The following is a 22,512-nucleotide window of genomic DNA, read 5'->3' on the forward strand; positions in this document are numbered from 1 at the left end:
TTCGGGAGTGTTTGCGTGCAGTTTGCCGGTAGTCATATCCTCTCCATCGCCCAGTTTGAGCGCCCCGACGTGGAACGGGTGTTCGCCGTGGCAGACAGCATGGAGCCTTACGCCCACCGCCGACGCGTTACCCGGGTGCTCGATGGGGCTATCCTGGGTTCCATGTTTTTCGAGCCCAGCACCCGCACGCGAGTCAGCTTCGGTAGCGCGTTCAACTTGCTGGGCGGGGAAGTGCGCGAAACCACAGGCTTTGAACAGTCGGCCATCGCCAAGGGCGAATCGCTCTACGATACCGCGCGCGTGCTCAGTGGCTACTCCGACGTCATCGCCATGCGCCACCCACAGGAGGGCTCGGTCGCCGAGTTTGCGGCCGCCAGTCGTGTACCTGTCATCAATGGGGGTGACGGCAGTAACGAGCACCCTACGCAGGCTCTGCTCGACCTGTACACCATTCGCAAGGAACTGGCGGCGCGCGGCCGTGATGTCGACCGGCTGCGTATTGCCATGGTCGGTGATCTGCGCCACGGGCGTACCGTGCACTCGCTGTGCAAGCTGCTGTGCTTGTTCAAAGGCGTTCAGGTGGTGCTGGTGTCCCCCAGCGAGTTGCGTATGCCGGGAGCGATTGTTGAGCAATTGCGTGCTTCCGGTCACGAGGTGCTGGAGTCCGAAGCGCTGGAAAGCAGCATCCGACATGTCGATATCGTGTATTCCACCCGTATTCAGGAGGAGCGTTTCAGCTCCCAGCAGGAGGCGGACATCTACCGCGGCCGGTTCCGTCTCAACCAGAGCATTTACACCGAGCACTGCGAACCCAACACGGTGATCATGCACCCGCTGCCGCGCGACTCCCGAGTGACGGCGCGGGAGCTGGACGATGACCTGAACGATAACCCGAACCTCGCCATTTTCCGCCAGACAGACAACGGCGTGTTGGTGCGTATGGCGCTGTTTACCCTGGTGCTGGATGTTGTGGAGCAGGTGCACAAGCACGCGCGCGACGTGAACTGGTACACCGGCGGGCGTTTCGATGGCCTTTGAGTTGGCCTTCTCCGGCGCCGCCGCACGTGTATTGCAGAGCGAGGCGGCTTTCAGCGGGCATTTTTCCGTGCGCCGCCTGACCCTGCAGCACCGGCTGTTTGCGGGAGGCTGGAGCGAACCGCTGGTGCGCGAGGTGTTTGAGCGCGGCGATGCCGTGGCCGTGCTGCCCTATGAACCGGAAACTGACTGCGTCATTCTCATCGAGCAGTTTCGCCCCGGTGCCCTGCGCGATGCGCACAGCCCCTGGATGCTGGAGGTCATCGCCGGTGTTGTTGAGGCTGGCGAAACGGATGCGCAGGTCGCCCATCGCGAAGCCGCGGAAGAGGCGGCCTGTGAGCTGGCCGAACTGCTCCCCATCGCCAGCTACTATCCCAGTGCGGGTGCCTGTTCCGAGCACGTCCGGCTGTTCTGTGGCCGCGTCACGGCGGCGGACGCGGGTGCCGTGCACGGTGCCCGTGACGAGGGTGAGGATATTCTCGTGCACCGTATTCCCCGCGGCGAGGCACTGGCGCTGCTCGCGGCGGACCGCGTGCCCAATGGTCACACGCTGATTGCCCTGCAGTGGCTGCAGTTGCAGGGCGAGTCGCTGCGGCAACGCTGGCTTTCCTGATGGCCGGCGTGCCGTGACCTCGCCCACCCCACCCGGCACACCGGAACCCGCTGCGCCCGGACTGCTGCGTTCCAGTGCCGTGGTGGGCAGCATGACGCTGCTCTCGCGTGTGCTCGGTTTGTTGCGCGATGTGGTGATGGCGGCCGTGGTGGGCGCCAGTGCCAACGCCGACGCTTTCTTTGTGGCCTTCAAGATTCCCAACTTCCTGCGCCGGCTGTTTGCCGAGGGTGCCTTCGCGCAGGCTTTCGTGCCGGTGCTCGCCGACTACCGCGAGGACGGCAGCGTGGCGGCGGTGCGAGCACTGGTAGACCGCGTGGCCGGGGTGTTGGGTGGCACCTTGCTGGTGGTCACCGCACTGGCCATGCTGGCAGCACCGCTGGTGGCCATGGTGTTTGCGCCGGGTTTTGTTGCCGACCCGGGCAAATTCGACCTCACCGCGCAGATGATCCGCATCACTTTTCCCTATTTGCTGCTCATCTCCATGACCGGCTTTTGCGGCGCGATCCTCAACAGCTACGGCCGCTTCGCGGTGCCGGCTTTGACGCCGGTGTTTCTCAACCTGTCCCTGATTGGCGCGGCGCTGGTCGCGGCCCCGCAGCTGGACGAGCCGGTGTTTGCGCTGGCCTGGGGTGTGGCGCTGGCGGGTGTTGTGCAACTGCTGTTCCAGCTGCCCTTCCTGTACAGGCTAGATCTCGTGCCGCGGCCGCGATGGGACACGCGCCACCCGGGGGTGCGGCGCATTCTGAAACTCATGGTGCCGGCACTGTTTGGCGTGTCGGTCAGCCAGATCAATCTGCTGCTGGACACGGTGCTGGCCTCTTTTCTCCCCACGGGCAGTGTGTCCTGGTTGTATTACTCGGACCGCCTCATGGAACTGCCGCTGGGTGTATTCGGTATTGCCATTGCCACGGTGATTCTGCCCAGCCTGTCGGCGCACCGCGCCGGGGCGAGGATGCGCGAGTTCGGGCTGACGCTGGATTGGGCGGTGCGTTCCGTGCTGCTGATCGCCGTGCCGGCGGCGGTGGCGCTGGCGGTGCTGGCGCAGCCGATTCTGGTGACACTGTTCCAGTATGGCGAGTTCAGGCCACAGGACGTGGCAATGTCGGCAATGAGCCTGACGGCCTATAGCCTGGGCCTCGCGGCCTTCATGTTGATCAAGGTGCTGGCGCCAGGGTATTTTGCACGCCAGGACACCGCCACGCCGGTGCGGTTTGGCATCATTGCCATGGCGGCCAACATGGTGCTCAACCTGTTGTTCGTGTTGCCGCTGATGTTCTGGTTTGATGCCGGGCACGTGGGCCTCGCCCTGGCCACCAGTGTCGCGGCCTACCTGAATGCGGGACTGTTGCTGCGCGGGTTGCTGCGCGCCGGGGTAATGCAGTTACAGCCCGGTTGGGGCGCCTACGCCGGCCGCCTGCTGCTCGCCACCGCGGCGATGGTGGGCGCGCTTGTCCTGCTCAGTCCGCCCGTGGAGAGCTGGCTGCAGTGGGCTTTACCCGTGAGGGTGGGGCGTCTCGCCCTGGTCTGCGGTGTCGGCGGCGCGACGTATCTTCTGGTGCATTTTCTGCTGGGCACGCGTTTGCATCATCTGCGCACACCGCCCGCGAACAGCTGAGCGCCGGGCAGCGCCGCACTGGCCGGCATAGGCTAGGGCGGCACTTTTCGCTATACTCCTGCGTTTGCTTTCACAGAGTAAGCCCGACCTCATGGAGCTGATCAGAGGCCTGCACAACCTGGGGCCGCAACACCGCCCCTGCGTTGCGACCATCGGCGCTTTTGATGGGGTGCATCTCGGCCACCAGGCCGTTATCCGCAAGCTGCAGGCCAAGGCGGAGGAACTGGGGCTGCCGGCAACGGTCATTGTGTTCGAACCGCTGCCGCGCGAGTATTTTGCGCCGCTGGAGGCGCCCGCCCGCATCATGAGCTTCCGGGAGAAGTTCTGTGCACTGGAGCGCCTCGGTGTGGACCGCGTGTTGCGTATTCGCTTCACGCCCAGCCTGCGCAGAATGTCGGCCCAGGCCTTTGTCGACGAGGTGTTCGTGCAGGGGCTGGGTGTGCAGCATGTTGTGCTTGGCGATGACTTTCGTTTCGGTAACGACCGGCAGGGCGATTACGCGTTCATCAAGTCCCAGGGGCGACGCTATGGCTACGAGGCCAGCGCAACCGACACCTGTGAGCTGGGTGACGAGCGAGTCAGCAGTACACGCATCCGCAAGGCGCTTGCGGACGGCGACTTCAGGTTGGCGGAGCGGTTGCTGAGCCGGCCCTACCGCATGAGTGGCAAGGTGATCTACGGCCGCCAACTGGGGCGCGAGCTGGGCTTCCCAACGGCAAACCTGCAGTTACACCGCTTGCGCTCGCCCCTCTCCGGTGTCTATGCGGTGACGGTCACCGGCGCTGGCCTGGAGAGTGCGCCGGCGGTGGCGAATGTCGGCACGCGGCCCACTGTGGGAGACAGCATCCAGGCCAACCTCGAGGTGCACGTGCTGCAGGGGAGCCCACAGCTGTATGGCCGACACCTGGAGGTGACTTTTCTGCACAAGCTGCGGGAGGAGCGCAAGTTCGACTCAATCGAGCTGTTGCGGGAGCAGATTGGAGAGGATGCTGATGCCGCCAGGGCGTGGCTGGAACAACATATGAGCAGCGCTGCGCCAGATGGCGAGGGCTGAACCGACAGATACGGGACTAGAGCTTGCATGAGTAACTACAAGGACACGCTGAACCTGCCGCAGACCGGGTTTCCGATGAAGGCGAGCCTCGCCCAGCGTGAACCACAGCGCATTCGCCAGTGGCAGGAGAACGGCCTGTACGGCAAGATCCGCGCCGCGCGCGCCGGGCGCCCGCTGTTCATTCTTCACGATGGCCCGCCCTATGCCAACGGTGACCTGCACCTGGGGCACGCGGTCAACAAGGTGCTGAAGGACATCATCGTCAAGTCGCGGTCGCTGGCGGGTTTCGATGCCCCCTACGTGCCCGGCTGGGACTGTCATGGCCTGCCTATCGAACTCAATGTGGAAAAGAAAGTCGGCAAGCCCGGCGTGAAGGTCTCGGCGGCGGAGTTTCGCCAGAAGTGCCGCACCTACGCCGCCGGGCAGGTGGATCGCCAGCGTCAGGATTTCATCCGCATGGGCGTGGTGGGCGACTGGGAAAATCCCTACCTGACCATGGATTTCCAGTTTGAAGCCGACATTGTGCGCACGCTGGGGCGCATTATCGACAACGGCCACCTGCACAAGGGCTTCAAGCCGGTGCACTGGTGCCTGGATTGCGGCTCCGCGCTCGCGGAGGCGGAGGTCGAGTACCAGGACAAGCGCTCGACGGCCGTTGATGTCGCGTTCGTCGCGCTCGACCCTGCGTCCATCGCGCAGGCCTGCGGCAGCGACTATAGCGGCGAGATCGCGGTCCCGATCTGGACCACAACCCCCTGGACGCTGCCGGCCAATATGGCGGTCTGTCTCCACCCGAACCTCGATTATGTCCTGCTGGCGGGCAACGGGCGCGCGCTGGTGGTGGCAGAGGAGCTGGCCGCCACCGTTGCGGCGCGCTACGGCCTCGACGGGGTGACCGTGCTCGGCCGCTGCAAGGGCCAGGCACTGGAGCACCAGCGGCTGCAGCATTGTTACCAGTCGCGTGATGTCCCCGTTGTGCTGGGTGAACATGTAACAACCGAGGCGGGCACGGGGGCTGTGCACACGGCACCGGCCCACGGTCAGGACGATTTTGTGGTGGGTCAGGCCTATGGGCTTGAGGTGTACAACCCGGTCGCGGGCAATGGTGTATACCTGCCCGATACGGCCTGTTTTGCCGGGCAACACGTTTTCAAGATCGACCAGCCCATGCTGGACTTGCTCCGCGAACGCGGCGTGCTCCTGCACAGTGAGGGTTATGATCACTCCTACCCGCACTGCTGGCGACACAAAACGCCGATTATATTCCGCGCCACGCCCCAGTGGTTCGTCAGCATGCAGCAGAATGGCCTGCTCGGCGGTGCCCTGGCGGCGGTTGAGCAGGTGCAGTGGGTGCCGGAGTGGGGCAAGGCGCGTATTGATTCCATGCTGGCGCAGCGTCCCGACTGGTGCATTTCGCGCCAGCGCACCTGGGGCTCGCCCATCACCCTGTTTGTACACCGGGAAACCGGCGACCTGCACCCGCGCACCGCGGAGCTGATTGAGGCAGTCGCCCAGCGCATTGAACAGCGTGGTATTGAGGCGTGGTTCGATCTTGAGCCCGGGGAACTGCTCGGCAGTGAGGCACAGGATTACGACAAGGTGACCGACACCCTTGACGTCTGGTTCGATTCCGGTGTGACCCACGCCTGTGTTCTGCGTCGGCGCGAGGGCCTGCGGGCGCCAGCGGATCTGTATCTGGAAGGCTCGGACCAGCACCGGGGCTGGTTCCAGTCCTCGTTACTCACCGGCATCGCCGCGTTCGGTGAGGCGCCCTACCGTCAGGTGCTGACGCACGGATTCACGGTAGATGCCCAGGGACGCAAGATGTCCAAGTCGTTGGGCAACGTTATCGCCCCCAATACAGTCATGAACGACCTGGGTGCGGATATTCTGCGCCTGTGGGTTGCCGCCACCGATTACCGCGGCGAATTGACGGTGTCGGACGAGATTTTCAAGCGCACGGCGGATTCCTATCGCCGCATTCGCAATACCGCGCGTTTCCTGCTTTCCAACCTGAACGGTTTTGAGCCCGCCAAGCATGCACTGCCGCTCGCGGAGTTGATCTCCCTGGACCGCTGGGTAATCGACCGCGCAGCGCGTTTGCAGGTGGAAATCGAGGCGGCTTACGACAGCTACCAGTTTCACGTGATCTACCAGAAGCTGCACAATTTCTGCAGCAATGACCTGGGCGGCTTTTATCTGGACGTCATCAAGGATCGCCAATACACCACGCAGGCGGACAGCCGCGCGCGGCGCTCCGCACAAACGGCGCTCTATCATATCGCGGAGGCGCTGGTGCGCTGGGTCGCGCCCATTCTCAGCTTCACGGCCGAGGAAATCTGGGAGAATCTGCCCGGTGAGCGCGCCGAGTCGGTGCTTCTCAGCGAGTGGTATAACGGTCTTGAACAGCTCGATGACAATGAGGCCATGGGCGCAGCCTACTGGCAACAGGTCATGGCGGTGCGCACCGCCGTGAACCGCGAGATTGAAGTGCAGCGCGCCGCCGGCCTGGTGCGCGGTTCCCTGGACACAGAGGTGACGCTCTACGTTGCCGCGCCCCTGCGTGCGCTGCTGGAGAGCCTGCAGGATGAGTTGCGGTTTGTGCTTATCACGTCTGGCGCCTCGCTGGCGGCATTGGAAGACGCTCCCGAGACGGCGGCGGAGACCGAGCTGAGCGAGCTGCGTTTGCAGGTGCATGTCAGCGAGGCAGAGAAGTGCGAGCGCTGCTGGCACCGCCGCGATGATGTCGGGCAGCACAGCGGCCATCCCACCTTGTGTGGTCGCTGCGTTGACAATGTTGATGGCTCCGGGGAGCAACGCCACTTTGCGTAAACTGCATCCGGTTATCTGGTGGTATGCGCTGGCGCTGCTGGTTATTGTGCTCGACCAGCTAACCAAGGTTGCGGCGGAGCAGTACCTGACCTACGCGCGCCCGCTGCCGGTCACCAGCTGGTTCAACCTCACCCTGCAGTACAACCCGGGTGCGGCCTTCAGCTTCCTGAGTGATGCCGGCGGCTGGCAGCGCTATTTCTTTAGCGGCATTGCGGTGGTGATCAGCGCGGTGCTGGTCGTGTGGCTTTATCGACTTCCCGCAGGCCAGCGCCTGCTGCCGGCAGCGCTGGCCTTGATTCTCGGCGGCGCCCTTGGCAACCTCTGGGATCGTCTGGTGCTGGGCCACGTGGTGGACTTTATTTCGCTACACTATGCGGGTGCATTCTTCCCGGCATTCAATATCGCCGATTCGGCGATTACGGTGGGTGCCGGGCTGATGATTCTCGACAGCTTCCTGGCGCCGCGCCAGGGGCAAAGCGGAGGGACAGACCCCCAGTGACAAGCAGTGATGTAGCGGTAGGCGAGGGCACGCGCGTGTTCCTGAATTTCTCTGTCAGCCTGGAAGACGGCTCTGAGGTGGATAGCAACTTTGGCGGCGAGCCGGTCAGTTTCGTGGTTGGCGATGGCAACCTGCTGCCCGGTTTCGAGCGGGTGCTGATGGGCATGGAACCCGGGCAGCGGCACGTGTTTACCGTGTCGCCCGAGGACGCCTTCGGTCAGCCCAACGACAACAACGTGCAAACGGTGGCGCGCGATCATTTCGACGACGATGTGGCGCTGGAGATCGGTCTCGTGTTTTCGTTCGCAGACGCCGCCGGCGGCGAGCTGCCGGGGCTGATTGTGGCCTTCGATGAGGAGGAGGTGACGGTGGATTTCAACCATCCGCTGGCAGGTCGCACGATTCTGTTTGACGTGCAGGTACACCGGGTCGAGCCGGCCGAGTTGCATTGATGGACATTCGTCTCGCCAATCCCCGGGGGTTTTGCGCGGGTGTGGACCGCGCTATCGATATCGTCAATCGGGCGCTGGAGATGTTCGGCTCGCCGATTTATGTGCGCCACGAGGTGGTGCACAACCGATTCGTAGTCGACGACCTGCGTGCCCGTGGCGCGATCTTCGTGGAGGAGCTGGACGAGGTGCCCGATGATTGCATCGTGATCTTCAGTGCCCACGGTGTGTCGCAGGCGGTGCGCAAAGAGGCGACGGTGCGTGGTTTGCGCGTGTTCGACGCCACCTGTCCGCTGGTGACCAAAGTGCATATTGAAGTGGCGCGCTACAGTGATGATGGCAGCGAGTGCGTTCTCATCGGACATTGCGGTCACCCGGAAGTCGAAGGCACCATGGGTCAGTTCGACCGCAGTGCTGGAGGCGATATCTATCTGGTAGAGGACGAGGCGCAGGTGGCGTCGTTGGTTGTGCGCAACCCTGAGCGTCTGCATTACGTCACCCAGACCACGCTGTCCGTGGATGATACGTCCCGGGTCATTGATGCCCTGCGTGCCCGGTTTCCCGCAATACAAGGCCCACGCAAGGACGATATCTGCTACGCCACGCAGAACCGGCAGGACGCCGTGAAACAACTGGCGGCAGAGTGTGACCTGGTGCTGGTGGTGGGCTCCCCGAACAGTTCCAATTCCAACCGCCTGCGGGAACTGGCCGAGCGCATGGGCGCAGTGGCCTACCTCATCGACAGTGCCGACGATATCCGTCCCGAGTGGTTGCAGGGGCAAACGCGGGTCGGCGTGACGGCCGGTGCCTCGGCGCCTGAGGTGCTGGTCAACGAGGTCCTACAAGGCCTGCAGGCACTGGGTGCGAATCCCCCGGTGGAACTGGCCGGACGTCCGGAAAATGTCACCTTCTCATTGCCCCGCGAGCTGCGCATACCGGCCCGTAACGTCTGATTTAGTCAAAACCATCCGGACGCTGGCGCGTCCCCGCCTCGCCGCTAAGCTTTGTGCTGGCAGGGAGGCTGTGTATGAACAAGATGTCGCAACGCGGCCCGCACCGTGGGCTGACCTTGGTGGAAGTGCTGCTGGTGGTGGCGCTGCTCAGCGTATTGCTGTTGGTTGCGGTGCCGGGGTTTCAGGCGGTGCAGCAGCGCCTGGCCATCAGGGCCGAGGCCGGTCGCCTGTTTATGGCGCTGAATCTCGCCCGCAGTGAGGCCGTCAGTCGCAATCAGCCGGTAACGCTGTGCCCCTCCGACTATGCTCGCAGCGGCGTTGTGCGCTGTGGCGGTGACTATCGCCGGGGCTGGGTGCTCTTGCGCGGTATCCACACCGCGGGAACGGCGACGCAGGATGTGCTCTTGCGCGCCTGGGCGCCGATGTCCCCCACGCTGCATCTGCTCGATCGAGCGGGCGCCCGACACGTTGTCGCACCCATCAGCTTCATGCCTGATGGTACGGCGGGACGCAACCGAACCCTCATGGTCTGTTCGCACCGCCTGCCCGACCTGGCGTCATGGAGTGTCATCATGAACGTGGTCGGGCGCGCGCGCCTGTTGCGGGCCTGGGGCGAGTGTCCCCGCGAGGCCGTGGTATGAAGCGCCGCGAGGAAGGGCTGGGGTTCATCGAGCTGTTGATTGCGCTGCTGCTGTTCAGCGTGGGCGCGTTGGGTTTGCTCGCCGTACAGCTGGTGTCCTGGCGCACGAGCATCGAGGGCGCACAGGTAAGCCAGGCGACAGCGCTTGCCCGCGACCTGCTGGCGCGTATCGACAGCAATCCCGAGGCCCTGCGACGCTATGTGCGCAATGAGCCTCGTGCCGATAGCCCGCCCTCAGCCGACCTTGTGCTGTGTCACACGGCGGCAGCTGATGACGCCGCAACGCCGCGCTGTGACCCGGAGGCGCTCGCTGCCTACGACCTGTTACAGTGGCTGGAGTTGCTCGCCGGAGGGCCAGAGTCAGCCACCGGTCTGCCGGAGCCGGTTGCCTGTATTGTGGCGCAGGAGCAGCGGGTAACCGTGGCCATCGCCTGGCGCGGACCGCGCGCCGCGGCATCTCCGGTTCCCTCACGCTGTGGTGCCGGGCTGGGCCGCTATGGGCCGGATGACCAGTGGCGCCGTGTGGTCGCGCTGCGCACCTGGTTTCCCGCCGGGCGCTTACCATGATGCATTATCCGCCACCCTCCCACCGTCTGCGTGGCGTATCGCTGCCCGCGCTGCTCATTTCCATGGCCCTGGGTTTGCTGCTGGCCGGCATGTTGGTGTGGTCTTATGCAGAGGCGAGGCGTCAGTTCCTGATTGCCGACGAGCTCGCACGTATGCACGAGAACGGGCGTTTTGCGCTGGCGCTGCTGCGCAGGGAACTGACGTTGGCAGGATTCCTGGGCGGGCTTGCACCGCATGCGCGGCCATCGCTGCCAGCGATCGTACCCGGCTGCGGTGTGGCGGCACGCTGGCCGCTCGCCGCTTTCAACGCCCTGGACATGCAGGTCGATTACGACGGCGGTGCGCCAGAGACGGTCAACGGCACAGTCCTCGATTGTCTGCCGTCGTCGATGCTACAGCGCGGCAGTGATCTGCTGGCCGTGCGGCGCACCGCAGGCGAGGCCACGCTCAGCAATGGGCAGCTCGCGGGCGCAGCCGGAGGAGTGGATCGAGGATATTGGTACCTCCGGCTCGCAGCGGGCGGTGCCCGGGCACAATGGTGGCAGGCCGGGCGTATTGCCGCGGCGGAAGCGCGTCCTGGAAGTGGTGTGGACTACTGGCGCCTCCTCGCCCGTGTGTTTTACGTGCGCCGGTACTCGATCGCCCCGGCGGACCGCATTCCAACACTCTGTGCGGCGGCACTTGCGCCTTCCGGGGTCTTCAGCCAGTGCCTGGTGGAAGGCGTGGAGCGACTGCATATCGAACTGGGTGTGGACCACAATGGTGACGGTGCACCGGATTACTATGCGGTAGAGCCTGATGCCGGCCAGCTGCAACAGGCGGTAACCGCGCGCATTGCGCTACTTGTGCGCAGCGTTGCACCGGTAGCCGGGTACTCGGGGCCACGACAGCACACGCTGGGACAGCTGCCGTTCACCGCAGATTCCGACGGGTATGTGCGCCGCGTGTTCAGCACTACGGTGGCCCTGCGCAACCTGCACCCGTCGCTTGCGGCAGGGTCGGCCTGATGCGTCCCTATGGGGCAGCTCGTGATTCACGGGTCGGAGGCTTTATTCTCTTGCTGACACTCGTATTGCTAAGCCTGATCAGCGTCGTCTCCGTTGCAACGCTGCGCAGTAGCGCGCTGGAACTGCGCATGAGTGGCAATCTCCTGCAGCGTGAAGAGGCCTTGCAGCATGCGTTGGGGGTTGCCGCCATGATCAGCAGTAGCGCGGAGCCCTTTGTCGCCATGCAGCGGGCAGGGCGAGACCGGTGCAGTATGTTGCACAGTTGCGCCGAGGGGCTCAGTCGCCGGCTGAACGCGCTGTTGGATGGCGCTGGCCCCGAGGCACAACGGTTGCACACACACGTCGAGATACACCGCCACGGGTCGCTGCGGTCGGGCGCATCGGTGCCCCGCCTGCAGGAGGCGCACGCATCCGGGTCCGGTGTGGCCACATTTATTCGCTTTGAGGTGCGCGTCAGGGTAGGGGATGCGCGGGGCGACATGCCGCGGGCCCAGGTTGTGCAGGGTGTTCTCCTGCGCTGGTTGGGTGACCCGGCTTGATGAAAGGGAAGGTGGTCATTATGCAAAGATATCTGGCAAAGCTGATTCTGGTCTTTCTCTGGCAGGCTACAAGCACTGTGTCGGCCGACGATCTGGACGCCTGGTGGACGCCTACGGATCGCACGGTGTTGAGCCTTGAGCTGGTGCAGGGGGAGGAGGCAGCACCATCGTTGTGCACCCTCGGGCAGGACTGTCGTCAACGCTTCACTGCATCGGCTTACAGGAAGCTGCGACAGGCATACCCGGAGGATGTGCCTGTGAGTGTGAACGCTGCGGTCATGGCGATCGTCCGTTCCGTTATTGAGCGCTTGCCGCCCCAGCTCACTGTCGAGGTCGCGCAACGTAGCTCGCCGATTTCCGCAAGAGGCGATTCGCACCTTGTCTATCTCGCCCGCGGTGCAGACAGCGCCGCGCCTCGGAGCGTCGCGGGCAGCTGTCTGCGCCAGTTTGCGCTGTCGCTGAGCGATGAGCCCGACCCGAATGCACTGGCGTTGTCATTCGATGACCCGGTACTGGCGGAACGTCGCCTCGCCGAGGCCTTGCTCGGCTTTGCGCGGACATCGGGGAGTATGGTGTCCAGCGCTTTTCCAGTTGTTGCAGATGGACAACCGGGCGCTGCGGCTTTGCTGCTTGGGATGTTTGATGCGGGCCCCGATGCGCACTGGGCGGGCAATATCAAGAAATTGTTGATACCGCAGGCAGGGGGACTGCCTGAGTCGCTTGCGATGCCACCAGTCGGCCTGGTGGAGGACGCGAGGGGCCGGCCTGCGCTGGAGTCCGTGGATTACGGCGGCGGCAGGCTCCGGGCAACGGCGCTGACCTTCTGGACGGACCCGGCACGGGTGCTGAGCGGCCTTGTGCCGCCCGTTCAAACAGGGGCAGATGGCGATGCTGTGCGCCGCGGTGGCGCGGGGCAGCGGGTTGCCGCCGGTGTGCCACCCGCCAGCGCCGCGGCGGCGGCTGTTGGCAGGGACCTGTTCACCGAGGTTGCCGCTCAATCACACCAGGTTGCCGGGTCCCAGGCTCTCCTGCCCCTACGCGCCGACCGGGCCAGCGTGGCGCTCGTGCGGGAAAACCTGCCGCGAGTGGATGACGACGAGGCGCTTGAACTCCTGCGCTGGCTGTTGGGCGAGGATGTGGACGAAGCGCCGCAGCGGGCGCGGCCGTGGCTGCTGGGCCCGGTATTTCATTCCCGCCCTCTGGCGCTGGACTTCGGTGCAACTGGGGCTGGGTATACAACCTCCAACCCCAATATACGTATCTTTTTCGGCAGCGCCGACGGCATTCTGCATGTGGTGGAAAACACGGATGCTGTCGGGCGTGAAAGTGGCCGGGAGGTCTACGGCTTCCTGCCGCGAATATTGCTTCCCCGGCAGTTGGAGCGCCGGACCGGGGAGGTGCGTGGCAGTATCCACTATGGCGTTGATGGCAGCCCGGTGGCATTGCGTGTTGATCGCAACGGCGATGGGCGTATTCGCGCTCAGGACGGCGACGAGGCGCTGGTGTTTTTTGGCCTGCGTCGCGGAGGCATTGGCTACTACGCTCTCGATGTCACGGACGTGGACAGGCCGCCCCGCTTGCAGTGGTCGCTTGCACGCACACGCGGCGGCGATTTTGACCACCTCGCGCTCAGCTTCTCGACGCCTGTGGTCGGTCGCGTGCAGTTTGGCGGTACGGTGCGTGATGTGTTGCTGTTCGGCGGTGGCTATCACGGTGGTCGGGATGTGGCCAGCGGAGAGCCCCTGGGCAAAGACGCCGCTGCGGGAGATGACCCGGTTGGCAATGCGGTCTATATAGTCGACGCGAGAACCGGAGAGCTGGTCTGGAAGGCCGTCTTGGGCGACACCGTGGAGGCGGGCAATACGCGGTTTGCACATCCGGATATGCGCGACAGTGTTGCCTCGGATCTCGCGGTCATGGTCGATGCTGAGGGGCTCATCCATCGAGCCTATGTCGGTGACACGGGCGGCCGCATCTGGCGCATTGACCTGCCACCGGGTGTTGCCGGGAATCCCGACCACCGCGCTCAGCACTGGTTTGTGTCGGTGTTTGCCCAGCTGGGCGCAGAAGAGGCAGGCCCGCAAGACCGGCGTTTTTTTCACGCACCCGCCCTGGTGCGCACCGTCGACCGTGGCGGTTTGCCGGTAGATAGCCTGCTGGTCACCAGTGGCAACCGGGCCAGGCCGTTGGCCACGGGTGTGGAGGATTATGCATTCTATCTGCGCGACCGCCTCATCGTTAGCGGCGATGCCCTGGCCCGGCATCGCACTCCCCTGGAGATTGGACAGCTCGTTCCCGTTACAGCCTGCGAGGAAGAAGAGGGCGAGCGTTGCTCCGCGGCGCACGGTGCCGGCTGGCGATTGGCGTTGGCGTCTGCGGGTGAGAAGGGCTGGGGTCGGCCGCTGATTGACGGCGGCCGTGCCCTGTTCAGCAGTTTCCTGCCACGCAGCGACCCCTGCGAAGCACCGCCCGGCCGAGGGCGCGCGTACGCGGTGAATCTCGCGGACGGCACAGCATTGGGCGGTCAATCGCCGGGTTGGGATGCGGGGCCTGGTATGCCCGCGGAGCTGCTGCGTGTGGGCAATGCCATTCTTCTCCCCGCGGAGCCCCCGGTCATTGTTGGGCCCGATAGCGGCCTTGTTCCGGGCACTGTCGTGCAGGCGTCCCGGGCACCGCGCCTGGTGCGCACTTACTGGCGTGAGCCGGGCGTTGACCCGCTGTGAAGCGTTCGCGGCAAGCCTCGATGCCGCCAGGGGGGGTGGGCGTGAGTTTGCTGGAACTGCTGATCGTGTTGGTGGTGCTTTCGGTACTGCTGATGTTGACGGTGCCGCTTTACAGCGAACAGGTCTTCAGGGGGCGGCGTATTGTCGCCAGTAGCGCGCTATTGGCAATCGCCGGCCGGCAGGAAGAGTTCATGCTTTACCATCGCCGCTACGCTACCGATCTTGCCGAACTGGGGTTCAGTAAGCCTCAGGGGGTGGGGCTGGGCCAGGATGGGCAGGAGGTGGAGAGCACTCCGCTCTACGAACTGTCCCTCGCGCCGGTGGATGATCCCTATCAATATCGCCTTGTGGCTCGCCCTGTGGGGGCACAGGCGGGGGATATGCGCTGTGGAACCTACACCCTCAACGCTACCGGGGTGGCTGCCAATAGTGGGTCAGCCGGACCTGACGCCTGCTGGTGAGCGGTCCTTAGTCTTCAATATGCAGTTTCTGCAGCCGATAGCGCAGGCTGCGGAAACTGATGCCCAGCAGGCGGGCCGTGGCAGTCTTGTTCCACCGGCATTGTTCGAGGGCTGTTTGCAGAATGCGCCGTTCAATATCCTCCAGATAGCCTTCGAGGTTGCCGTAGGCCGCGGCAACCTCCAGTGGCGCTTCACCGGGCTGCCCGGGGCTCTGTTGCGCAGCCGGCTGCTCGTTGAACTGCAGATCGTCTGCGCTGATGGTGTCGCCGTCGGCCAAGGCAATGGCGCGTTCGAGTATGTTCTCCAACTCGCGCACGTTTCCGGGAAAATTGCAGCGCTGTAGTGCGGTCATGGCGCTGGGGTCGATGGTCGGAACGCTGACATCAAGCTCGCTGCAGATACGTTGCAGCAGGGCATGCGCGAGCTCCGGGATATCGCTGCTGCGCTCACGAAGGCTGGGGACGTGCAGGTCGATGACATTGATCCGGTAGTAGAGATCGTTACGGAAGTGCCCTGCGGCGACCTCGGTGGCAAGATTTTTGTGCGTTGCACTGAGCAGGCGCACATCGGTGGCCTGCTCGCTACTCGCCCCGACCGGGCGCACGGCTTTCTCCTGAATTGCCCGCAGCAGTTTTACCTGCATGGCCAGCGGCAGGTCGGCGACCTCGTCGAGAAACAGGGTACCGCCCTCGGCGGCCTGAAATAGCCCCAATTTGTCCCGATTGGCGCCAGTGAAGCTACCTTTCAGGTGCCCGAAAAACTCGCTTTCCATCAGATCCTGCGGTATCGCGCCGCAGTTCACGGCGACAAACGGCCTTGCTGCCCGCGGCCCGTTGGCATGAATCAGCCGGGCCACAACTTCCTTGCCCACGCCGGATTCTCCCTGGATATGCACGGGCGCCTGGCTGCGGGCGAGCTTGACGACCTTCGTTCTCAGGGCGACGATTTGCGGGGCACTGCCCACCAGCCGCAGGTCACTCTCATCCGCCTCGGGTTCCGCCGCAGTGGCGCCGTCTTTCAGGCGCAACGCCGAACTCACCAGATTGCGCAAGCGCTCCAGCTCAATCGGCTTGCTGATGAAATCGAAAGCACCGGCCTTCAGTGCGGCAATCGCCGTTTCCACGCTGCCATGTGCGGTAATCATGGCCACCGGAATGTCTGGGAATTCCTGCTGGATATACTCAACCAGGTGTATGCCATTGCCGTCAGGCAAGCGCATGTCGGTCAAACACAGGTCGGGTTGCAGTTCCGCAATGCGCTGGCGGGCCTCGCCCAGTGTGGCGGCGCTGAAAGACTCCAGGCCCATGCGACTGAGTGTAATGGCCAGCAACTCCCGAATATCGGGTTCATCATCAACGACAAGAACAGTTTGTGCGACCATGGCGTTACAGGTCCCTCTGGTTCAGTGCCACCCGGAAGCAGCTTTCTCCACGTGCCGTGGTGCGATAAAACAGGTCGGCATTATTCATTTCACACAGCTCCTTGCACAGGAACAAGCCCATGCCGCTGCCCTCGGTGACGGTGGTGTAAAACGGCTCAAACAGCAGAGCCTGTTCTTGTGCGGGTACGCCGGCCCCGGTGTCGATAACGTCAATCAGGCACTGGTGTTTGCTGAAATCCAGGCTGACTTCAATGCGTGCTGTTTCCTTGTCTGTGGCCATCTTACTGTGACGCAGAGCGTTGTCCAGAAGGTTGCCGAGCACACGCTGCAGGTTTTCCTGGTCAAACTCCACCAGCAGGTCGGGGTAACTGCAGTCGACAGTGACCTCGGCAGTGTCACGCCCCGAATCCAGGTAATTGCCAACAAAGTTGGGCAGCCATTCCGCGAGCAGAATGTACTCGGGCTTCGGTGGCTCGCGGCGCGAAATCTGCAGCACGCTTTCCACCGTCTGGTTTACCCGCCGGCTGTGTTGTTGAATGATGTCGGTGAGGCGGCGGTCGGCTTCCGACAGTCCGGCCGATTCGCGCAACAACTGCGCTGCATGACTGATGGCGCCCAGCGGATTGCGAATTTCGTGTGCGATGCTCGCGGTGAGGCGGCCCAGCGAATTCAGCTTCAGCGACTGCGCATAGCGGGTGACCGGTGTGTAGTCCTCAATGAACACCAGTGCCTCGCGTTCGGAGCCGGACTGCAGCTCCCGGAAGTGGGCAATGACCGTGGGCGCCTCCTCCGCCACGCGGAATGGTTGCGCGCGATGCAGGTGCGCTTCCCGCCAGTGCTGGAACTGCTCCGACAGCTCTTCACTGTAGTCGCGCAACTTCCGCCCTTGCTCCATGGTGATCGGACGCTCGGGTGACAGCATGACACTGGCGGCCTTGTTCATCACGCGCACGGCACCACTGTCGGTAACCAGTAGGATGCCGGTTTGCATGTGCTGCACGATCTGTTCGTTGAGGCGCTGCAGGTTGTACAGGTCGCTGGCGCGGCTGCGAGCCAGTTCTTCGGCTCGCCCCAGGCGCGTGGCAACGAATTGCACCATCAGTGACACACCGAAAATCAGCAAGCCCAGCAGCCCGGCCGGGAACAGTGCGTTGATTTCCAGGCTATCGCGCAATATGAGCCAGACGGTGTCGGAGAGAATGGCCAGAGAACTGATGGCCGCGAGCAGGGTGGCGAGCGTGCGATTGGGAATGATCACCGACGATGCGGCCACTGTGATCACCAGTAACACGGGCAGGCCGCTGATCATGCCGCCACTGGCATCTGCCATCAGCACCAGGGCGACAATGTCGACCAGAAATACCGCGAAAAGAGCGCGCTGGTTGAAGCGCCACTGCCAGGCCAGCGCGGCCAGCAACAGCGCGCTGGAGGCGAGATACGCCGAAGCGACACCGACATAGAGCACCGGGTTGAGTGCACCCACCAGTGGTCGTGTATTCGGGCTGATAAGCATGATCAGCAATACCACCGACAACATGGAGCGGTAGGCGACATAAATGCGAAACAACAGAACGCTCTGTTGCGAGACGGCACGTGGGGGCGGTCGGGTTAAAATCGCGGGTCGAGTCACGCGGCAAGCTGGCCTGATTCTGTTGGAGCAGCTAGTGTAACAGCACCTGCCCGGAGGGAACGAGGCGCTGCAGTGCCGTTGTGGTGTGCGAGTAATTCCTGCGCAGGTCTGGCAGCCGGCGCCGCTTTCCCGGAAAATACTGCTCTCTTTTCAGCAAGTGCGGAATCTCGATGTCCAGCCTCAATATTGTCATGGTGCAGATGAACACCCTCGTGGGTGACTTTGAGGGCAATACCGCCCAGGTCATTGAAGCCATGCGGCGCGCGGAGGCGAAAGTCGCTGCCCCGGTGTTGGTGTTCCCCGAGCTGACGCTCAGCGGCTATCCCCCGGAAGACCTGTTGCTGCGCCCTAGCATTGAGCTGCGTGTGAACCAGTCGCTGCAGGCGATCAAGGCGGCGATGACCGGTGACGCCTGGCTGGTTCTCGGCTACCCGCGCCGGGAGGGCATTGCCCTTTATAACGTCGCCGCTGTGCTGCACCACGGCGAGATTGTTGCCGAGTACCGTAAACAGTGCCTGCCCAACTACCAGGTATTCGACGAAATGCGCTATTTCCAGCGCGGTGACAGCCCCTGCATCGTGCAAATTCAGGGTATTCGGGTTGGCTTGACCGTGTGTGAGGACATCTGGGAACCCGGGCCGGTGCGCGATGCGGTACAGGCTGGTGCCGAGCTTGTATTGAATTTGAACGCGTCGCCCTATCACCGCGGCAAACGCATTGAGCGCTGGGAGCTGGTGGCGGAGCGCGCGAGTAGCAATCGTTGCCCGATCGTTTATGTGAACCAGGTCGGCGGCCAGGACGAGCTGGTGTTTGATGGTGGCTCCTTCGCCGTCGATGACGAGGGTGAGCGGGTAGTGACCGCGCCGAATTTTGTCACCGGCGAGTACTGGCTGACCGCCTTCCGTGAAGGGGAGCGGGTGTGTCTCGCAGGTGAGGATCAGGCGCCGGCACTGGATGAACTTGAGGCCACCTGGCAGGCGCTGGTGCTCGGGCTGCGCGACTACGTCAACAAGAACCGGTTTCGCGGGGTGGTGTTGGGTCTGTCAGGCGGTATCGACTCAGCGCTGACGTTGGCGGTCGCTGTAGAGGCATTGGGGTCAGACCGTGTTGAGGCGGTGATGATGCCGTTTCGCTATACCGCACAGATGAGCGTCGAGGATGCCGCAGAGCAGTCCGCTCTGTTGGGCGTAGCGCATAAGGTCATCTCCATTGAGCCCATGTACGAAGCGTTCATGGCGGCGCTGGAGGATGAGTTTGCCGGCACACGCGCCGATACCACCGAAGAAAACCTGCAGGCGCGCTGCCGCGGCGTGCTGCTGATGTCCATTTCCAACAAAAAAGGCTTGCTGGTGCTGACCACCGGCAACAAAAGCGAACTCGCGGTGGGTTATTCAACGCTGTATGGCGACATGGCGGGAGGCTTTGATGTGCTCAAGGACGTCCCCAAAACGTTAGTATTCGAACTTTCACGTTACCGCAACAGCATCGCACCCTGCATTCCACAGCGCGTGATCGACCGCCCGCCTTCTGCCGAGTTGGCACCGGACCAGAAGGACGAAGACAGCCTGCCGCCTTATCCTGTGCTGGATCGGATACTGGAACTGTATGTCGAGCAGGACTTCAGTGCGGCGGCCATTATCGCCTCGGGAATGGACTCCGAACAGGTGCACCGGGTGTTGCGGCTCGTGGATCTGAACGAATATAAGAGACGGCAGGCGCCCATTGGTGTGCGCATTACGCGGCGCGGTTTTGGCAGAGATCGTCGCTACCCGATTACCTCGGCGTGGACGCCAGGCGACTAGGGAGCGCGCCTAGCGGTAGAGGTCCCGGGTATCAAATTCGGGCACTTCCGGCGGGTCGAACAGGCCTAGCGTAAGCCGGTTCACAATGGAGCGCTCTGGCCCGTCGAGGGAGTAATCCGAGCGGAAGTTGCCGTTCTTGTCCAGCGCGGGATAGTCCGGGTAGTTCAGCTTCAGCACATCGATGGCATCCTCGGCAAGGTCGTTCATACCCAGCAGAATATAGCCCTGTGCCATTACCGCCAGGCCATCGGCTACCGCGGGTGTGCGCTGGAAGTTCTCAACGACGTAGCGTCCACGGTTGGTGGCGGCGAGATAGGCGCCGCGCCGGAAATAGTAGTTGGCCACAAGGATTTCGTGTCGCGCCAGCAGGTTGCGCAGGTGCACCATGCGCGCTTTGGCGTCGGCGGCATAGGGGCTTGCCGGGTAGCGCGCGACCAGTTGGGCGAACTCGGCGAAGGCCTCCCGGGCGTGTTTCATATCCCGGCTGCTTTCATCGGTGGGCAGGAAACGCGCGAAAATGTCTGATTTCGCTGAATAGGCGGAAAGGCCCTTCATGTAGTAGGCATAGTCGACGCTGGGGTGTTGCGGGTGGAGGCGAATGAAGCGATCGGCGGCCTCCACGGCAGCCTCATGCTCATAGGCCCCGTAGTGGGCGTAAATCAGTTCCAGTTGAGCCTGCTCGGCGTATTTGCCGAACGGGTAGCGCGACTCCAGCAGCTGCAGGCTGCGCACAGCCAGGTCGTAGTTGCGGCTGCGCAGATAGCGCTGGGCGTTTTCGTACATCTGCTGCTCACCGCTGTCGGCGGACAGGTCGTCGAGTTCGTCGTTTCCGGCGCACCCCGCCACAAGCAGGGCGAGGAGGAGCAGGAACGGGGTGACTTTCAATGATTTCAACAAGGTGGTAACCGCTGGCGTGATAGACTGGGAACGTACAATGGTCGCTATTTAACCACATCGCCCGCGGGGCATAAACAGGAATTCCGATGTCAGAGAGGATCCAGGACAACGCCGAAGTGGATGTCGCGCTGGATGGCGAGCGGTTGGATCAGGTCGCCGCCAAGCTGTTTCCGGATTATTCCCGCTCCCGGCTGCAGACCTGGATCAAGCGCGGCGAGCTGCTGGCCGACGGCAAGGTGTGTCGCCCACGCGACAAGGTCTACGCCGGCACCGCACTCACTGTGGATGCGGTGCTGGAAGACGAGGTCAGCTGGCAGCCGCAGAACATAGCGCTGGATATTCTGTACGAGGATGACAGCATTCTCGTGCTGAACAAGCCCGCAGGCCTGGTCGTGCATCCGGCGGCGGGGCATGCCGATGGTACGCTGGTCAACGCGCTCCTGGCACACCACCCGGCCATGGCCCAGTTGCCCCGGGGGGGCATCGTGCATCGCCTGGATATGGAAACCTCGGGGGTGATGGTGGCGGCGAAAACGCTGGCGGCGCATCACCACCTGGTGGACCAGCTGCAGGCGCGCACTGTCAAGCGCCAGTATTGTGCGGTGTGTATTGGGGCCATGACCGGTGGTGGCACGATTGACGAGCCCATCGGCCGGCACCCTCGCCAGCGCAAGAAAATGGCGGTGGTGAGCAATGGCAAGCCCGCGGTCACCCATTACCGCGTGGCGCGTCGATACGCGCATCACACCCGCATCACGGTAAACCTCGAGACCGGCCGCACGCACCAGATCCGGGTGCATATGGCTTTTCGTCACTATCCCTTGATTGGCGATCCGGCTTACGGTGGGCGTCCGCGCATCCCGCGTGGTGCGTCGGAGCGCCTGATCAGCACGCTCAGGGGCTTTCCCCGGCAGGCCCTGCATGCGGAAGCACTGGGGCTGTTGCACCCGGTCAGCGGCGAGGACATGCAGTTCGACTGCCCTCTCCCGGAGGACATGCAGACACTACTGGCGGTGCTGGATGAAGAAGACAGTGCACAGTCCCGCCCTGATTACACCTGACTGGCCGGCGCCCGCGACGGTTTCGGCGCTGGTCACGACCCGCAGCGGAGGGTTCAGCCGCGGGCCCTGGCAGGGGTTCAATCTCGGTGATCATGTTGGCGACGAGGCGGATGCCGTTGCCGCCAACCGGCGGTTGCTGCAGGAGCAATTGGGTGCGGGCACCCGGGTGCAGTGGCTGCAGCAGGTGCATGGTACTGCGGTGGTGTTGGCACCCCGGGCTCACGGCGTACCGGTAGCGGATGCCAGCTGGTCAGGCGATCCAGGCGTTGCCTGCGCAGTGCTCACGGCGGACTGCCTGCCCGTGCTGTTGTGTGATCGCGCGGCCACCGTGGTGGCGGCAGCCCATGCCGGCTGGCGCGGTCTGGCAGAGGGCGTGTTGGAAGCGACCGTGCGCGCGCTGCCGGTGCCAGCTGCCAGCCTGCTGGCTTGGTTGGGCCCCGCAATAGGGCCCGCGGCGTTCGAAGTGGGTGCCGAGGTGCGGGATGCTTTTCTCGCCGCGGATGGGTCCGCGGCCGTGCTGGAAGCATTCACTCCCGCCCAGCGTCGCGGTCATTACTTTACAGACATCTACCGCTTGGCGCGCCTGCGCCTGCAGGCCGCGGGTGTAGCGGCAATCTACGGTGGCGGTTTCTGCACCGTCAGCGACGCCGCGCGCTTCTATTCCTACCGTCGTGACGGCGTTACCGGACGTATGGCGAGCTTGATCTACCTCAATACGGCGGCCGATCACGGCTGATCCCACACTTGAAACAGG

General features: G+C 63.6%; 20 protein-coding genes. 17 read left to right on the forward strand and 3 right to left on the reverse strand.

The genetic code is table 11. The features are described from left to right. Positions 1-15 precede the first annotated feature (15 nt). The 14 genes from G533_RS0109050 (at position 16) to G533_RS23465 (ending at position 14,987) form a co-directional block, all read left to right on the forward strand. Entirely contained in the window at positions 16-1,038 is a 1,023-nt protein-coding gene (locus tag G533_RS0109050; protein ID WP_027949682.1) for an aspartate carbamoyltransferase, read from the forward strand. Further along, a complete protein-coding gene (locus G533_RS0109055) occupies positions 1,028-1,648 on the forward strand; it encodes an NUDIX domain-containing protein (RefSeq protein ID WP_027949683.1) in 621 nt (206 codons plus the stop codon). The genes G533_RS0109050 and G533_RS0109055 overlap by 11 nt, the downstream gene beginning before the upstream one ends. Positions 1,649-1,739: 91 nt before the next feature. Beyond that, on the forward strand, positions 1,740-3,263 hold the full coding sequence (gene murJ, locus G533_RS0109060) for a murein biosynthesis integral membrane protein MurJ (protein WP_084638911.1): 1,524 nt from the start codon (positions 1,740-1,742) through the stop codon (positions 3,261-3,263). A 91-nt stretch (positions 3,264-3,354) separates the two neighbouring features. Then, entirely contained in the window at positions 3,355-4,317 is a 963-nt protein-coding gene (gene ribF / locus G533_RS21295) for a bifunctional riboflavin kinase/FAD synthetase (protein WP_051230142.1), read from the forward strand. A gap of 27 nt (positions 4,318-4,344) precedes the next feature. Then, positions 4,345-7,149 carry an isoleucine--tRNA ligase gene (ileS, locus tag G533_RS0109070; RefSeq protein ID WP_027949685.1) on the forward strand — a complete coding sequence of 935 codons (2,805 nt, stop codon included), beginning with the start codon at positions 4,345-4,347 and terminating at the stop codon, positions 7,147-7,149. Then, positions 7,142-7,648 carry a signal peptidase II gene (gene lspA, locus G533_RS0109075; protein ID WP_027949686.1) on the forward strand — a complete coding sequence of 169 codons (507 nt, stop codon included), beginning with the start codon at positions 7,142-7,144 and terminating at the stop codon, positions 7,646-7,648. The genes ileS and lspA overlap by 8 nt, the downstream gene beginning before the upstream one ends. Further along, positions 7,645-8,100 carry an FKBP-type peptidyl-prolyl cis-trans isomerase gene (locus G533_RS0109080; protein ID WP_027949687.1) on the forward strand — a complete coding sequence of 152 codons (456 nt, stop codon included), beginning with the start codon at positions 7,645-7,647 and terminating at the stop codon, positions 8,098-8,100. The genes lspA and G533_RS0109080 overlap by 4 nt, the downstream gene beginning before the upstream one ends. Beyond that, complete coding sequence (gene ispH / locus G533_RS0109085) at positions 8,100-9,050, forward strand: 4-hydroxy-3-methylbut-2-enyl diphosphate reductase (protein WP_027949688.1); 951 nt, start codon at positions 8,100-8,102, stop codon at positions 9,048-9,050. The genes G533_RS0109080 and ispH overlap by 1 nt, the downstream gene beginning before the upstream one ends. A 74-nt stretch (positions 9,051-9,124) precedes the next feature. Further along, the gene (locus G533_RS0109090) at positions 9,125-9,691 is read left to right on the forward strand and encodes a GspH/FimT family protein (protein WP_027949689.1); all 567 of its coding nucleotides are present in this window, start codon (positions 9,125-9,127) and stop codon (positions 9,689-9,691) included. Then, positions 9,688-10,257, forward strand: coding sequence for a type IV pilus modification protein PilV (gene pilV, locus G533_RS0109095; protein ID WP_027949690.1), 570 nt, complete (start codon positions 9,688-9,690; stop codon positions 10,255-10,257). Before G533_RS0109090 ends, pilV begins: the two co-directional genes overlap by 4 nt. After that, positions 10,254-11,264: a PilW family protein gene (locus G533_RS0109100; protein ID WP_027949691.1), complete on the forward strand. Its 1,011-nt coding sequence runs from the start codon at positions 10,254-10,256 to the stop codon at positions 11,262-11,264. Before pilV ends, G533_RS0109100 begins: the two co-directional genes overlap by 4 nt. Before the next feature lie 50 nt (positions 11,265-11,314). Next, a complete protein-coding gene (locus G533_RS0109105; RefSeq protein ID WP_027949692.1) occupies positions 11,315-11,803 on the forward strand; it encodes a pilus assembly PilX N-terminal domain-containing protein in 489 nt (162 codons plus the stop codon). 20 nt (positions 11,804-11,823) lie between these two features. Next, on the forward strand, positions 11,824-14,526 hold the full coding sequence (locus G533_RS0109110; protein WP_158413405.1) for a PilC/PilY family type IV pilus protein: 2,703 nt from the start codon (positions 11,824-11,826) through the stop codon (positions 14,524-14,526). A 41-nt stretch (positions 14,527-14,567) separates the two neighbouring features. Beyond that, positions 14,568-14,987 (forward strand): type IV pilin protein, encoded by a 420-nt coding sequence (locus G533_RS23465; protein ID WP_158413406.1) that lies wholly within the window; start codon positions 14,568-14,570, stop codon positions 14,985-14,987. Positions 14,988-14,994: 7 nt separating this feature from the next. Here G533_RS23465 and G533_RS0109120 read toward each other — a convergent pair whose 3' ends face one another. Beyond that, a complete protein-coding gene (locus G533_RS0109120; RefSeq protein WP_027949694.1) occupies positions 14,995-16,368 on the reverse strand; it encodes a sigma-54-dependent transcriptional regulator in 1,374 nt (457 codons plus the stop codon). Between the two features lie 4 nt (positions 16,369-16,372). Continuing rightward, complete coding sequence (locus tag G533_RS0109125) at positions 16,373-17,935, reverse strand: sensor histidine kinase (RefSeq protein WP_240472407.1); 1,563 nt, start codon at positions 17,933-17,935, stop codon at positions 16,373-16,375. A gap of 233 nt (positions 17,936-18,168) precedes the next feature. Here G533_RS0109125 and G533_RS0109130 point away from each other — a divergent pair, with 233 nt between their 5' ends. Beyond that, the gene (locus G533_RS0109130) at positions 18,169-19,800 is read left to right on the forward strand and encodes an NAD+ synthase (RefSeq protein WP_027949696.1); all 1,632 of its coding nucleotides are present in this window, start codon (positions 18,169-18,171) and stop codon (positions 19,798-19,800) included. Positions 19,801-19,809: 9 nt separating this feature from the next. On the opposite strand, the gene G533_RS0109135 is transcribed toward G533_RS0109130, so the two are convergent. After that, the gene (locus G533_RS0109135; RefSeq protein ID WP_035527374.1) at positions 19,810-20,694 is read right to left on the reverse strand and encodes an outer membrane protein assembly factor BamD; all 885 of its coding nucleotides are present in this window, start codon (positions 20,692-20,694) and stop codon (positions 19,810-19,812) included. An 89-nt stretch (positions 20,695-20,783) separates the two neighbouring features. Here G533_RS0109135 and rluD point away from each other — a divergent pair, with 89 nt between their 5' ends. Together rluD and pgeF are read left to right on the forward strand one after the other, a co-directional pair. Next, positions 20,784-21,758, forward strand: a complete 975-nt coding sequence (gene rluD, locus G533_RS0109140) for a 23S rRNA pseudouridine(1911/1915/1917) synthase RluD (protein ID WP_027949698.1) — start codon at positions 20,784-20,786, stop codon at positions 21,756-21,758. Continuing rightward, entirely contained in the window at positions 21,718-22,494 is a 777-nt protein-coding gene (gene pgeF, locus G533_RS0109145) for a peptidoglycan editing factor PgeF (protein WP_035527275.1), read from the forward strand. The genes rluD and pgeF overlap by 41 nt, the downstream gene beginning before the upstream one ends. The last annotated feature ends 18 nt before the right edge of the window (positions 22,495-22,512 follow it).

Origin of the sequence: Haliea salexigens DSM 19537 (assembly GCF_000423125.1) — a bacterium.
GTDB lineage: Bacteria > Pseudomonadota > Gammaproteobacteria > Pseudomonadales > Halieaceae > Haliea > Haliea salexigens.